This window comes from Pseudomonas sp. PWP3-1b2 (genome assembly GCF_049896045.1).
GTDB lineage: Bacteria > Pseudomonadota > Gammaproteobacteria > Pseudomonadales > Pseudomonadaceae > Aquipseudomonas > Aquipseudomonas antarctica_B.
Map to the genome: position 1 here is coordinate 12,714 of NZ_JAFCTN010000002.1, position 15,101 is coordinate 27,814.

8 protein-coding genes are annotated in these 15,101 nt (G+C 60.4%); 3 read left to right on the plus strand and 5 right to left on the minus strand.

Annotated features, from left to right (window positions below):
* Positions 1–174: 174 nt before the first annotated feature.
* Together poxB and ACP7A2_RS01260 are read right to left on the minus strand one after the other, a co-directional pair.
* Positions 175–1,899 carry a ubiquinone-dependent pyruvate dehydrogenase gene (gene poxB, locus ACP7A2_RS01255; RefSeq protein WP_375069932.1) on the minus strand — a complete coding sequence of 575 codons (1,725 nt, stop codon included), beginning with the start codon at positions 1,897–1,899 and terminating at the stop codon, positions 175–177.
* Between the two features lie 78 nt (positions 1,900–1,977).
* A complete protein-coding gene (locus ACP7A2_RS01260; RefSeq protein WP_426132763.1) occupies positions 1,978–3,210 on the minus strand; it encodes an NADH:flavin oxidoreductase/NADH oxidase family protein in 1,233 nt (410 codons plus the stop codon).
* Between the two features lie 72 nt (positions 3,211–3,282).
* Between ACP7A2_RS01260 and ACP7A2_RS01265 the strand changes: the two genes are divergently transcribed.
* Positions 3,283–3,687 (plus strand): MerR family transcriptional regulator, encoded by a 405-nt coding sequence (locus ACP7A2_RS01265; RefSeq protein WP_426132764.1) that lies wholly within the window; start codon positions 3,283–3,285, stop codon positions 3,685–3,687.
* Positions 3,688–3,892: 205 nt separating this feature from the next.
* Here ACP7A2_RS01265 and ACP7A2_RS01270 read toward each other — a convergent pair whose 3' ends face one another.
* Both ACP7A2_RS01270 and ACP7A2_RS01275 read right to left on the minus strand, forming a co-directional pair.
* Complete coding sequence (locus tag ACP7A2_RS01270) at positions 3,893–4,387, minus strand: DUF934 domain-containing protein (protein ID WP_048727764.1); 495 nt, start codon at positions 4,385–4,387, stop codon at positions 3,893–3,895.
* Positions 4,371–6,029 (minus strand): nitrite/sulfite reductase, encoded by a 1,659-nt coding sequence (locus tag ACP7A2_RS01275; protein WP_426132765.1) that lies wholly within the window; start codon positions 6,027–6,029, stop codon positions 4,371–4,373. The genes ACP7A2_RS01270 and ACP7A2_RS01275 overlap by 17 nt, the downstream gene beginning before the upstream one ends.
* A gap of 422 nt (positions 6,030–6,451) precedes the next feature.
* On the opposite strand from ACP7A2_RS01275, the gene ACP7A2_RS01280 reads away from it, so the two are divergent.
* Complete coding sequence (locus ACP7A2_RS01280; protein ID WP_426132766.1) at positions 6,452–7,519, plus strand: ABC transporter substrate-binding protein; 1,068 nt, start codon at positions 6,452–6,454, stop codon at positions 7,517–7,519.
* Here the strand turns inward: ACP7A2_RS01280 and ACP7A2_RS01285 are convergent, their stop codons facing one another.
* Positions 7,520–7,738 (minus strand): DUF2970 domain-containing protein, encoded by a 219-nt coding sequence (locus tag ACP7A2_RS01285; RefSeq protein WP_348058554.1) that lies wholly within the window; start codon positions 7,736–7,738, stop codon positions 7,520–7,522.
* A gap of 113 nt (positions 7,739–7,851) precedes the next feature.
* On the opposite strand from ACP7A2_RS01285, the gene ACP7A2_RS01290 reads away from it, so the two are divergent.
* Positions 7,852–15,072 (plus strand): NEL-type E3 ubiquitin ligase domain-containing protein, encoded by a 7,221-nt coding sequence (locus ACP7A2_RS01290; protein WP_426132767.1) that lies wholly within the window; start codon positions 7,852–7,854, stop codon positions 15,070–15,072.
* Positions 15,073–15,101: the final 29 nt, after the last annotated feature.

Sequence of the window (15,101 nt, forward strand, 5' to 3'; positions counted from 1 at the left end):
GCCCACGGATTCAAGCCGGAGTGCGGGCACACCGAGCCTAAGCGAGGTGCCGAGTGGTGGGGCGAGGACTTTTTGGTTACTTTTGGGTCCTTCCAAAAGTGACCCGCTGTAAGAGCGGAACCGATATCAGCCATCACCCAAATAACGGATATGCACCCAAAAACCCCAAGCCAATCAACGCAACCAATTAGTCCGCGCCAACTCAATCACCTCATCCCCGCGCCCGCTCATCACCGCCTTAAGCATATACAGGCTAAACCCCTTGGCCTGTTCCAGCTTGATGGTCGGTGGCATCACCAGTTCCTGAGTCGCCGTCACCACGTCCACCAGCACCGGTCCATCATGGGCCAGCGCCCGGCGCAAGGCCGGCTCCAGGTCCTCAGACTGCTCCACACGAATCCCCAAAATACCCATGGCATTAGACATGGCCGCAAAGTCCGGATTCTTCAGCTCCGTGCCAGTGTCCAGATACCCAGCCGCCTTCATTTCCATCGCCACAAACCCCAGTGACGAGTTATCAAACACAATTACTTTCACCGGCAATTTCAACTGCGCCAGCGAGATGAAATCCCCCATCAACATGGCGAAACCACCATCGCCAGACATCGAGATCACCTGCCGCCCAGGGAAAGCCGCCTGAGCACCGATAGCCTGGGGCATGGCGTTGGCCATCGAGCCATGGTTAAACGAGCCGATCAAACGGCGCTTGCCGTTCATCTTCAAATAGCGCGCCGCCCAAACAGTTGGCGAGCCCACGTCAGCGGTAAAAATCGCATCATCATCCGCCAGCTCACTGAGCAACCGCGCCACGTATTGCGGATGGATCGGGCGATCAGCCTTGGACGGCTGCGCCAGATCATCCAGGCCCTGGCGGGCTTTCTCGTAATGCTTCAACGAGGTTTCGAGAAAGCTGCGATCAGTCTTGCGCGTCAGGCGGGGCAACAGCGCGTCAATGGTCTCGCCGACATCAGCCGCAATGCCCAAATCCAGAGTAGCGCGACGCCCCAATGCCTGCGGGTTGCGGTCGACCTGGATGATTTTCGCGTCAGTGGGGTAAAACTGGCGATACGGGAAGTCAGTGCCAAGCATGATCAGCGTGTCGCAATCGAGCATGGCGTGGTAACCCGAGCTGAAGCCGATCAGGCCGGTCATGCCCACATCAAACGGGTTGTCCCATTCCACATGCTCCTTGCCGCGCAACGCGTGCACCACCGGCGCGCCCAGTGCGTCAGCCAGGGCCACAACTTGGTCATGGGCACCGGCACAGCCGCTGCCGCACAACAGGGTAACTTTCTCGCTGCTTTGCAAAATGTCGGTGAGCTGTTGCAGGTCTGGTTCGGCTGGCAAGGTGCGCGGAGCGTGCAGGGCGGGCCATGGCTTGAGCTTGTCTTCGACTTCCAGCAGTGACACGTCGCCGGGAATCACCACCACGGCCACGCCACGGTTAAGGATCGCCGAGCGCATGGCACGGTGCAGTACTTGAGGCATCTGCGCGGGGTTGGTTACCAGCTCGATAAAATGGCTGCACTCCTTGAACAGCTCCTGGGGATGGGTTTCCTGAAAGTAGTTCAGGCCGATCTCGGAGGAGGGGATTTGCGCAGCAATCGCCAGTACCGGCACGTGGTTGCGATGGCAGTCGAACAGGCCATTGATCAAGTGCAGGTTGCCCGGCCCGCAGCTGCCGGCGCACACGGTCAACTCACCCGTGGCGGCGGCTTCTGCGCCGGCGGCAAAGGCGGCGACTTCTTCGTGGCGCACATGCATCCACTCGATGCTGTCCATGGTGCGCAGGGCGTCGGTCAGGCCGTTGAGGCTGTCGCCGGTCAGGCCCCAGATACGCTTGATGCCCGCCTGTTCAAGGGTGGTCGCCAGTTGCTGGGCCAGGTTGATTTTCGCCATGAAGAACTCCAATCGTCAGTGAGGTTAAAAACTGCTGATCACTAGAGGACAGTTTGATCACGGCGAATGCTCACCCTTTTAATGTGAAGATTGAGTCATGGCGGCGCGGTATTGACGGGTGCGCCGGGCGATAAACCATTGGTCACGCAGCAGTGCCAGCCATGGCGCGACCTTGGGTTGAGGCAGGCGGCCATTGCTCAGGCGACGCATCTGGTAACGCACCACGGCAAGGATGGCCAGTGCCGCCAGTGGCTTGCGCTGCCAACTGATGGGTTTGAGTTGCGGGTTGAGGTCGCGGCCTTCGCGCCAGTGTTTGATCAGTTGCGGTTCCAGGGTCAGGGCCGTGGCGATACCGGCCATGGCGATGCCACTGTCCAGCACCTGCTGCACGACGGGCAGGCGGCGAATGCCTCCGGTGACCATCAATGGCATTTTGGCGATGGTTGCCAACTCCTTGGCGAACTCCAGAAAGTACGCCTCGCGCGCCAGAGTCCGACCATCCCGCGCTTCGCCCTGCATGGCCGGTGCTTCGTAGCTGCCGCCGGACAACTCCAGCAAGTCGATGGGCAGCGGGTTGAGCAACTCGACCACAGCGCGAGCATCGGCGGCGTCGAAGCCGCCGCGCTGGAAGTCGGCCGAGTTGAGCTTCACCGACACGCAAAATGACGGGCTGACGCTGGCGCGCACGGCGTGAATCACGTCCAGCAACAAGCGCGCACGGTTTTGCAGCGAACCACCCCAGCGGTCAGTGCGTCTGTTGCTCAGCGGCGAAAGAAACTGGCTCAACAAATACCCATGCGCCCCGTGGATCTGCACCCCGGTAAAGCCGGCTTTCTCTGCGAGCCGGGCGCTGGTGGCGAAGCGCTTGATCACGTCCTGAATCTCGTCTTCGGTCATTGCCTTGGGCTTGGCAAACATCCTTGAGAAACCACCAAGGTCCAGCGCAACGGCGGAAGGCGCCAAGGCAGGCTGCTGCAAATTACCCGGCGTCTGACGCCCCGGATGATTAAGCTGAACCCAAAAGTGCACACCCTTGGCACGGGCGACATCGGCCCATTCGCGGAAGCTGTCCAGGTGGGTTTCGTCTTCCAGGGCCACGCCTCCCGGGCCGGTCATGGCGTGGCGGTCGATCATCACGTTGCCGGTCAGCAGCAAGCCGGGTTCGCCGTCTGCCCAGGTCTTGTACAGCTGTTTCAATTCATGGGACGGTGCCTGGTGTGCGTCGGCCATGTTCTCTTCCATCGCCGCCTTGGCGATGCGGTTGGAGAGTACTTGGCCATTGGGCAGTTGCAAGACTTCAAAGGGTGACATGGGTTGACTCCTGAGCGGGGGAGGCGTCAGGCTAAGCTTAAAGTTAACTTTAATGTCAAGTGGGTCGTTGCGATGAATATTGGTGAGCTGGCAAAGCAGAGCGGGCTGGCGGCGTCGCGTATCCGGTTTTATGAAGCCGAAGGGTTGATCAGCCAGGTGGGGCGCCAGGCCAATGGCTATCGACGCTACTCAGACGAGGCGCTGCAGACCCTGCAATTGATTCAAAGCGCGCAGCAGGCCGGCTTTACTTTGCAGGAACTCAAGGCGCTGATGCCGGCGCCGGGCGAGCACAAGCGCGACGAATTGATCGAGGCGCTGGAACGCAAGGTGCAGCAAATCGAAGGCATGCAGGCGAAGTTGGCCCACAGCAAGGCGCAATTGCTCAGCGTGATTGAGGCGGTGCGGGCGCACCCGGCTGATGTGCCGTGCTCCATGGGGCAAAAGCAGATGCTGGCATCCATCAACATCAACTCATAAAAAAGCCCTGGCATGCCTGTCAGGTCGTTCAATTAAGCAATGAAACGGTGAACGCACTACCTGTGGCGAGCGGGCTTGCCCCGCGTTGGGCTGCGCAGCAGCCCCTAATTTCGGTGAGTCAGTGACTCTTTCTCGCCTGATTTTGGGGCTGCTGCGCAGCCCAACGCGGGGCAAGCCCGCTCGCCACAACGGCATTGCATAAGGCTTAGCGACGACGGAACAGTGGCAGCGGTTCATCCGTGGCAGCCTGGTACGTCACCGAGAAATCCTTGAGGCTTTCCAGCGCTTCATACGGGTCTTTGTCGGCGCGCAAGGCGAAGGCATCGAACCCGCAGCGACGCAGGTAGAACAGCTGGTCGCGCAGTACGTCGCCAATCGCCCGCAGCTCGCCTTTGTAGCCATAGCGGTCACGCAGCAAGCGGGCGTTGGAGTAGTTGCGGCCGTCGGTGAAGGCCGGGAAGTTCAGGGCGATGACCTGGAAGTGTTCCACGTCATCACCGATTTCTTCGGCTTCTTCGTCGGCGTCCAGCCACACGCCCAGGCCGCCATCGCGGGCCTTCAGGGCGTGGCCGTGTTCGCGCCACAGGGCCAGGGGCACGATCAGGTCGTCGCAGTTGGAGATGCCATCGAAGCTCGCGTCCTTGGGCAGCAAGTGCCAGGTTTCGTCGAGGACTTCGTTATTCTTAATGATTCGCTGCATAGACGCGCTCCTTGAACAGGTCGATGCCGATGCGCTGGTAAGTGTCGATGAAACGCTCATCTTCGGTGCGCTGCTCGACGTACACGTCGATCAGTTTGCCGATCACTTCAGGCATGGCTTCCTGGGCGAAGGACGGGCCGAGGATCTTGCCCAGGCTCGCATCGCGGCTGGCACTGCCACCCAGGGACACTTGGTAGAATTCTTCGCCTTTCTTGTCCACGCCCAGGATGCCGATATGGCCGACGTGGTGGTGACCGCAGGCGTTCATGCAACCGGAGATGTTCAGGTCCAGCTCGCCGATGTCGAACAGGTAATCCAGGTCGTCGAAGCGGCGCTGGATCGACTCGGCAATCGGGATGGACTTGGCGTTGGCCAGGGAGCAGAAATCGCCGCCCGGGCAGCAGATGATATCGGTCAACAGGCCGATGTTCGGCGTGGCGAAACCGCCTTCGCGCAGTTCGCCCCACAGGGTGAACAGTTGGCTTTGCTCAACGTCCGCGAGAATAATGTTCTGTTCGTGGGAGGTGCGCAGTTGGCCGAAGCTGTAGCGGTCGGCCAGGTCGGCGACGGCGTCGAGCTGTTTGTCGGTGATATCGCCCGGTGCAACACCGGTAGGTTTCAGCGACAGGGTCACCGCCACATAACCCGACTGTTTGTGCGCCAGGGTGTTGCGCGAACGCCAACGGGCAAAGCCTGGGTGTTGCTGGTCGAGCGCTGCTAACTCGGCGTCCTGATTTGTCAGGGCCTTGTACTCGGGATCAACGAAGTGCTTCGCCACGCGATGTACTTCGGCTTCGGTCAGGGTGGTCTGGCCGCCGCGCAGGTGTTCCATTTCAGCGTCGACTTTCTGGGCAAATACCTCAGGGGTCAGCGCCTTGACCAGGATCTTGATCCGGGCCTTGTACTTGTTGTCACGACGGCCATAGCGGTTGTAAACCCGCAGGATCGCGTCGAGGTAGCTCAACAGGTCCTGCCACGGCAGGAACTCGTTGATAAACGCGCCGACCACCGGCGTACGGCCAAGGCCACCGCCGACGAGAACACGGAAGCCCAGCTCGCCCGCCGCGTTGTGCACCGGCTCAAGGCCAATGTCGTGCACTTCGATGGCTGCACGGTCCGAGGTCGAGCCGTTGATGGCGATCTTGAACTTGCGCGGCAGGTAGGCGAATTCCGGGTGGAAGGTGGTCCACTGACGGACGATTTCGCACCATGGGCGTGGGTCGATCAACTCGTCGGCAGCAACGCCGGCAAATTGGTCGGTGGTCACGTTGCGCAGGCAGTTACCGCTGGTCTGAATCGCGTGCATCTGCACGGTCGCCAACTCAGCCAGGATATCCGGCACATCTTCCAGCGCCGGCCAGTTGAACTGGACGTTCTGGCGGGTACTGATGTGGGCGTAGCCTTTGTCGAAGTCGCGGGCAATCTTGGCCATCATGCGCGTCTGGCGCGATGTCAGTTGGCCGTAAGGTACGGCCACCCGCAGCATCGGCGCAAAGCGCTGAACATACAGGCCATTTTGCAGGCGCAGAGGGCGGAACTCTTCTTCGCTCAGTTCGCCTTCCAGATAGCGTCGGGTCTGATCACGGAACTGCTTGACGCGGTCCTCGATGATGCGCTGATCGTATTCGTCGTATACGTACATATAGGTCCTGTTCTCGGCAAATCTGCGCGCACGGCCGCGCACTCCCAACGGAGCCGGCGCACGATACCAGTTTGCGTTTATGCGCAAAAGTGATGTTTGAGTATATGCAAAGAACCAAATCGACTAATGAGACTGATTATCTTGATATCCACATTTGTCATAGGGGCAAGTGTGAACTTTACTGTGGTCGAGTCTTAATGCAATCACCTATAAAACCGACAAGAGGCGATGCGATGAGCAATTCGACAAAAATCCGTAAACCCGACAGCACTGTGGATGCCTGGGCCATTTTGTTCCTGATAATCCTGGTCGTTGGCACTGCTGTGTTCTGGGTCGGCCACCAGTAAAGCGTGTGTATTGAGCCTCGATTGACTGTCCCATTGCCATTATCATGGCGGTCAACGTTCAAGGCTTGAACAAACATGTTGAAGGTTCTGATTACGTGTATGTGGTTGCTGGGATCGACGTACGGGGCAATGGCTCACGCGACGTCGGTGGTGTTTCTCAACCCTGGCATGTCGACTGAAACCTTCTGGGTCAGCTACGCGCAATTCATGCAGGCCGGCGCCAAGGACCTCGGCCTGGATTTGCGCGTGCGCTATTCGGAGCGCGACGTGCAAAACACCCTGGCTCAGGCCCGCGAAGCGCTGCAAGGCGCCGATCGGCCGGATTACCTGGTGCTGGTGAACGAGCAGTACGTCGCGCCGCAGATCCTGCGCATGGCCGAGGGCAGCGGGGTCAAGTTGCTGATGGTGAATAACGCGCTGACCCCTGACCAAATGCAGATGCTCGATGCACGCGATGATGCCAAATGGATGGGCAGCCTGGTCCCCGATGATGAGCAGGCGGGCTACCTGATGCTCACCGACCTGGTCCGCCAGCATGGCCCGGTGGCTCCCGGCGAATCCCTCGACTTGCTGGCATTCTCCGGCTTCAAAAACACCCCGGCTGCGCAACTGCGTGAACAAGGCTTGCGCCGTGCGTTGGCCGAGCACCCCGAGGTGCGCCTGCGCCAGTTGGTCTACGGCGAATGGAGCCGGCCGCGCGCCTTCGAGCAGGCCCTGCAACTGTTCAAGCGCTACCCGCAAACGGCGCTGGTGTGGTCGGCCAATGATGAGATGGCGTTGGGTGCGATGCAGGCGTTGCAGGACAGCGGGCGAGTGCCGGGAAAGGACGCTTTGTTCAGTGCGGTCAACAGCTCGCCGCAGATCTTGAAAGCGCGGCTTGAGGGGCGGCTGGCGACGTTGGTCGCCGGGCATTTCACCTTGGGCGGGTGGGCGATGGTGCTGATCAATGATGATGCCAAGGGCGTGGATATCGGCGCTCACGGTGGGCGTGACCGTCAGGAAGCGTTGTTCCAGTTGATCGACGCCAGGCAGGCCCGCCGGTTGTTGGGGCCGATGCCGGCGGTGGATTTCCGAGCGCTGTCGGCGGTGGGCAAGCCTGCGTCCTATCGCTATCCGTTTAGCCTGCAACTGCTGCTGCGGTAGCTAAACGCCAGCAAGCAACAACACAAGTTTGACGATGCCGAACAGGGCCAGCGCAAACACTGCGGTGAACAGAATACCCAACACTACAAAATGGCTGGGCTTGCCATGGGAGAAGTCGCGGGCGCGATTTTTCCCGCTCTGCACGCCAAAGGCCGCCGCCATCACACTGTGCAGCATTTGCCAGAAGGTCGGCGGCTTGTTGTCGAGTGGATCGTCCATAACACCCTCGTCAGGCAGACTGTTCTACTGAGCATAGACGCCCTGTACCTATGCACCACCGGCCAAGGGGTTGAGGGTGGTGTGCTGTCACTTCATTTAACAGGAGTGACAACATGCCCGATTTACCGCCCCGTCCCGACGCTGGCAGGCCGCCCGCGGCGACCCTGAGTATTCATGGCGATTTTCTCGAAAAGGCCGTACCCCAGTGGTTGGTCGACGCGACACCGGCTCGTCGGATGGCGCTTAAAGAAGCCGCACCAGTGCTGCCGGCGTGGTACACGAACGCATCGCCCGAACAACGCAAGAGCTACGACGCAAGCCTCAAGGCCAGTGTGACGGCCCAGGTCCAACTGGACGCCACCATGAAGACGTTCCTGGACATCGATGCGTTCGCGCGACCGCTACTGCTCAAGGCCTTGAACGACCAGTATCACGTGCAAGTCGATGTCGACAAGACGTTGCTCTGCCTGCGGCGCCCGCTGGCGCTTAGTGCGCTGCAAGTGGAGATATCGTCTTTCGAGTTTCTGAAGCTGCCGATGCTGCAAGCGGCCTTGCATAACTTCGAGGCCTGGGAGTGCAAGCCGGGTGCTTACCACAAGACCTCGGGTTATGTGCTGGAAACCGCCACTGCCGGCACCTACACGCCAACGACCGTTAACCTGACGGTCAGCCAGTTTATGTCGTTGTGCCGCAGCCTCGACATCGGCGCGCAGTACCAGAGCTACCTGAACTCATTCTTTGAACCGGTGGACACGAGCCCTGAACCGGCCCTTCGCCAACACTTTATTGCCAGCCAAAACGCGACCATGAAGGCCGCCGCCGACCTCGCCGTATTGGCCGGGGATATTGAACCTGCGGATCACGCGATGATTCTTTCGGTGATCAGCGGCAACGTTTATCCCATGCTCGGCAGCAAACGGGTCTGGCCGCTCGACATGGGCCTGATGAAAAAAAGACTGGTGGGCTGCGTCTATTTTGCGATCGGTGACAGGCACAGTGACGAATTGATTCTGTATATACCTCACGATCCGGCTCACCCACTCAAGCGCTATACCCGGCAACAAATGTGCGACGAGCTTAAGCGCCTGTTCACCGCTCGTGATGGGATGGCGGCTGGCGACCCCGCACCGACGGCCTATCAAAGGTTTTTCAGCCAGTTCCTGCCTTACGACCAGCAACCCTACTATTTCAGCCAGTTCACCCAAAGGTCTGCTGATTCTCCGAGCAATCCGTTGGCCTCGCCGTGGCGAACGTTCGTGGAAACCTTCCTCGGACTCTCCGTGTTCACCCAAATCAAAGAACTACCGCCTGAAAAAAACCTGAAGCTGGAGCCGGTAGACGACCCTTATATTGCGCCCGGTAACCTGATGCCCTTTCGCGGTAGAGGCACCTTTTCCGGCCTTCTTGACCTGTGGCCCTTCCTCTACGAAAAACACCGCGACAAGGTGCTGGCCGATGCCCGCGCCCATGCCGTGCCCACCGCTGAAGTCGACACCAAGGCGCGGGAGGCCAAACTGGCGCACGTGCTGGAACTGGGCATGCTGGCGTTTAACCTGGTCTCTATGTTCGTGCCGGTACTGGGCGAGGTAATGATGGGGTTGATGGTTGAGCAATTGCTGGCCGAAACCCTCGAAGGCGCGGCTGAATGGGCCGAGGGCGATAAACGTGCGGCCAAAGCGCATTTGGTGGACGTGGCAGAGAACCTGGCACAGATCGCTGTGATGGCCGGAGTAGGGGCGCTGGCGAGCAGGTTCAGAGCGGTCAAGCCGGAGCCGGTGCTCGAAGGCCTCAGCCCCGTTACCCTGCCCAACGGCGAAACCCGCCTGTGGAAGGCGGATCTGAAGGGTTATGAAAGTACCGTCACGCTGGATGCCAGCCCAGGCGCCAATGCCCTGGGTCAACACACACTCGATGGAAAGACCTACATCCGCCAGGGTCAGGCGGTCTACGAGACGTTCTACGATGACTCGATCAACACGTGGAGGATCAAGCATCCGACTGATGCCCAAGCCTACCAACCTGTTCTAGGCAGCAACGGTCGTGGCGCATGGCGCCACACCCTGGAACGCCCGCTGGAGTGGGACCGCCTGACCCTGTTGCGGCGAATGGGGCACGACACCGAGGCGTTTTCCGATGCCGAGTTGATCACCGTGGCGGATGTCAGCGGCGTCAGCGACAACGCCCTGCGCAAAATGCACGTGGACCATGCAGCGCCGCCCCCTGAGCTGCTGGATGCGATGCGCCTGTTCAAGGCCGACGCGGGCGTCGAGCAGGTGATTGCGCAGTTGCGTGGCACACAACCGATCAATGAGCGGTATTTATACGTGCTGCCCCTGGTGACCGAGATGCCACGCTGGCCAAACACGCGGGTGCTGGAGGTATTCAAGGGGTCTGGATTGTCGGGGGAGTCAGTCAAATACGGCGCAGGGCGCTTGTCGCGTGGTGCCGTCGCCAAGCCCCCCATCAAGGTAAGCCGCGCCGATGCCTTGGGCGGGCAACTGCCTGCGGTGATCCTGGCGGCATTGGACGATTCGGAGGTTACCCGCCTGCTGGGCGGCGAGGGCGCGCGCGTGAAGCACTTGAGGCCGCACGAGTTTGCCAAGCAAATCGCCGAGTATGCCCAGACCCGCAAACCCGCTATTTTCGACAGCATTTACGCGGGTACCGAACCGGACAATACCCAGGTCAAGCTCCTGCAGCGTACCTGCCCTGGGCTCAGTGAAGCCGCGGCCCAGGAAACACTGGCCAACGCTTCGCTGGATGACCTCAAGCGTTTGGAGGCGACTCGTCGGGTGCCTCTGCCGATGCTGGAGGAGGCCCGTTGGTATGCACGCCAGGGTCGACAGACCCGTGCGTATGCGGGCTTGCGCAGCGATACCATGGCCTCGGCGGACAGTCGACGGCTGGCGCTGCATACCCTGGAAAAACTACCCGGTTGGCCGGACACCTTGCGTTTGGAGGTTCGCCAGGGCAGTGACAGCGGCACGCTGCTGGACAGCATTGGCCCGGACACGGCACGGCACAAGAAGTACCTGGTGAAAAAAGGCCCGCGCTTTCAGGCGTTCAATGAACGCGGCGAGGAACTCAACAGCTTGCCCAAGGAGGGCGATAACTTTTATGCCTCGTTGATGCATGCCCTGCCCGATGAAGCACGGCAGGCGCTGGGTGTGCCGCACGTGAGTCAGAGCGCTCAACTGCGAGCCAACATCATCGAGTGTGCCGAGCTTAATCGCAGTCAAACCCCACAGCTGCTGGAGGCGCAGCGCAAAGGGTTCAAGCCGCCGGTACGGGTCAACGGCAAGCTGGTGGGTTATTACGCCAGTGGTCGCGGGGAAGGCCTGAGCCCGAGCCTGAGTACGCGTGCCCGTGATGTCTACCCCGAAATGTCCGACAGTGAGGCCGACGGGTTTATCCTCCAATTACGTCGCACGTACCCTACTGATAGAGCCATCTACAACCACTTGCACAACCTGAGCCGTGAATACCAGGCACTGGAGTCGACGCTCAATGATTGGGTGAGACAACCCGCTGGTGCGCAACCCGATCCCTTCAGCAGGCAATCAACCAGCAGACGGCAAGCCGCGACGGCGCTCAAGCTGGCATGGCAGCGCGCCCCCTTGGTTGGGCGAGTACCCGCGGCGGCAAGTCTCAAGCTTGTGATAGGGGACACTCTGCCACCGCTGACGGCCGATTTTTCTCATATACGCGAATTGTCCATCAGCGGGCGCGGCATGAACGACACCAATGCCGATGCATTTCTGGCACGCTTCCCGGAGGTTGAGAAGCTGACGATAGAGCAGGTAAACCCGCTGGAGTCATTGGCGCAAATCAACCGCCGCTGTCTCACCACCTTGCCGCAGTCGGTGAAGGCGATGCGGGCGCTCAAACGGCTGAAGTTCCATCTTGATGAATACGCGACGGTCGCGGATTTCAGTTCAAGCCTGCGCGAATTGACAGCCCTTGAGGAATTGCACGTCGACTATACCGGGCGCGATCATACGGACATGCGCATGCTGGATTTTTCCGCGCTGGTGAACCTTAAAAAACTCAAGGTTGAAGCACACACAGTGCTGTGGGAATGGCCGTCCAGCGTTGAACAGCTGCCCGTGCTGGAGCGTCTTGACCTTGCGAGTACCAACATCAGCGCGCTCCCCGAGCGCCTCTTCGTCGGCCATGAGAGGTTGCTGTCCGGTTTGTCGCTGAACTGGTCGAGATTTTCCCGCGACGCGTTCAAGCCCGTGTATGCGTGTGCGAGCCTTCCCTCGACATCGGCAGGCCATTTGATCGACCTGGACCTGATGGTGCGTGACTATGCCAAGGGCGAACTGCAGTCACTGTATAACCATCACCCGATTGCGCAGGTGCTGCATGAAAGGATCCTCACGGATTTCCCTACCCCGCAAACGCGCTTCGCGGCGATCGAGGCGCTCAGCGCAGAACACGCGGCACTTTTCGACAGGTTCTACGAACCCGCGCTCCCCAACTTCAGGTTCAGGCTCCTGCGGTCCACCTGGCACACCACCGAAAGGTCGAGCGTTATCCATGCGCTGAAGGCCAGTTGGGGCCGTGCTGCGGCCAAACGCTATGGCGTGGACCTTGATGAGTCGGTGCTGCAACTGCCGTCGCCGGAATCCAAAGGGTTTGTGGCGCGTCTTCCGGATAACCGGGTCAAGCTTCCCGAGTTGCCGGCCGGGTCTTTTTCCCACGTAAAAACGCTGCGCATGAACTGGGCAGGCGAAACCCTTGAGCAGACTCGCGGGTTCCTGCGTGCCTTCTCTGATGTGCGATCCCTTGAGCTCAACGAGGTGAGCTTGACCGAGTGGCCTGTTCACGCTGCCGATTTTCCGGCCTTGACGTCGCTCAACCTGTCCCGCAACCGCCTGGTCGTTACCCCGCAGGTTCAGGCGCAACTTAACGGCTTGAGCAACCTTGAACAGTTGGACCTGAGCCATAACCCGCTGGGCGTGGTGGATGTGAGCGCGCTCACTCGCCTTGAAACGCTGAACTTGAAAGCGACCGACCTGACGGCCTGGCCAGCGGGCGCCGAGCATTTGCCGCAACTGGAATGGGTCGACATCCGGGACAACAATCTGCTGACGATACCGGCGCAGGTGCTGAGCAACGATGAGGCGCTGATGAAGGTCAACACGCTCGGCAACCCGTGGCTGAGGGGTGATGTAGATATACGAGCGGCGCGCAAGCGGGTCGAGGCTGCCAAGGGGTTGCCGGAAGGGACACTGCAGCGGTTTGAGCAGGAGCCCGTCCCCGACACGTTCCCACCACTGGATACCGCTCGTTCACTTGCGCGCACGCTGTTACCGCTGCCCGAGCCCCTCGTTGAACTGCAAGGGCCGGCAGGCTTTGTCAAACGCTTGCAGCGCTTGAACCCGGCGGTCACTGATGAACAGGCGCTGCAACGGATTGAACAACTGCGCAGCGGTGGAATGAGCGATGCCCAAATCAATACGCAATTGAGCGCATGGCACCAGGATTTCGAGACGCTCACGCGCCAGCTCAACGGCTGGCTCTATACCCGCGAGCCCCAAGGCCCAGGCGTGCATGCTTCGGCTGCCACGCGCAGGACCGTCGCCGCCACTATCCGTGAATGCTGGCAAGGCGGGCTGTTGCCCGAGGCGCGCCAGGAGCTGAATCTGCAGGGCCTGCAAACTGGCGATTTGCCTGCGCTGAACGTGCAATTTCCGAGGACGCACACGCTGGATCTGAGCGGTGCGCGCATTTCCGTCCAAGGCTCCAATGGCTTTCTTGAGTGTTTTTCCCAACTGCGCACCCTGGTGCTGAGCGGCAACGGCCTGACCGGCGTTCCCGACGCAGTGCTGCGCATGCCCCGGCTTGAGCGGCTGGAGCTTGCGAGCAACCAGCTCTCCGACACCCAGGCGCTGTACCAACACCCCAACCTCGCAGGCCTGGTCTGGCTGGATGTGAGTCACAACAACCTGAGTCAATTCGTCGGCACGGGCTTCAACCAACTGCAAACCCTGAACTTGAGCTACAACAGGATCGCGTTTTGGCCCGAAGGCGTATTGGAGGCCCAACACCTGCGCACCCTGGACCTCAGCGGCAACGAGCTGACCGATTTCCCGGACCGCTTGCTCGATGGTACCCATGAGGAACTGGTGGCGGGCGTCGACCTTTCGGAAAACGCCGACCTGACGCTTCATAGCTTCGAGCAGATAAGTCGCTACAGCCCGAATGGGACCACAGCGCCGTTGATGGGGTTTTCGCAGAATGAGATTCGTCAAAGGATTGCCGCGTTTGAAGAGGCCGAAGCGGGCAGTGAAGCCACTTCCCGGGAGGATTCAAGCGATGAATCCGCCAGCGATTCTGAGACTGATGTGGAGGAAGCCTATGAACCCCTTGAACTCATTATTGATCCAGATGGGGACGCGGGGGAGGCGGCGTTAACCCCTTGGCTGGTGAATACGCCGGCTGCGCTGCAGGCGGCCAGGCGCGTGGAGTGGGGGCAGTTGGCGCAGGAGTCAGGTCATGAAGCATTTTTTCACCTGTTGGCGCGACTGCAAGATACGGCTGAATTCAGGTTTACCCGTGCCGATCTCACCCGGCGGGTCTGGGACGTGATTGAGTCCGCCGCCTACCGTGCAGAACAGCGCGAGGTGTTATTCGCCGCCGCGCAAACCCATAACACGTGCATCGACGGACGCACGCTGACCTTCAGCAATATGGAGGTGCTGGTTTACGAAGAGCGTGAACTGCTGGGCGTACCGGCCGATGATTTACGCCAGCGAGGCCAGCGCTTGTTGAACTTGTCCCGGCGCCTGTTCCGGCTGGACCGGGTCGACACGTTGTCGGAAATCCATGGCAGTCGCGCCGTGGACAGCGCCGAGCGGCGGCTGCAGTACCGCATCGGCATGCGCAACGTCTGGCCCGATGGGCTGGAGCTGCCGGGGCAGCCTTCGTACATGACGTATGCCCGGCCGATCGAGGGGCAACGATTGATCGAGGCGCGCGACAGCGTGCTTGCCGCGGAGGCCAGTGACGCGTTCTATGAAAGCCTGATTTCCCGCGATTACTGGATCAACTATCTGAAAGGGCGGTATCCCGAAGTGTTCGAGGCATTGGAGACGAATGCGCTGAGCAGACAAGAGGCGCTGGAGGACGAACACAGCGACCGGGTAGCGGGCACTGCGAGTCAGGAGCGATACGAAGTGGCCCTTAACCTGTTGGAGGTCGAGTTGGGCAGTACGCGGGCGCAGAGGCTGATGGGGCTGTCGCGCCAGGAGGTACTCGTCTTGACGCCCGAGACCCAGGCAGGGCCGCCGGCAGCGCCGCAGCCTGGCCCGTCAACCCGCCAATAGCCCAACGCCCCGCATTCCGGCGCTGTCAG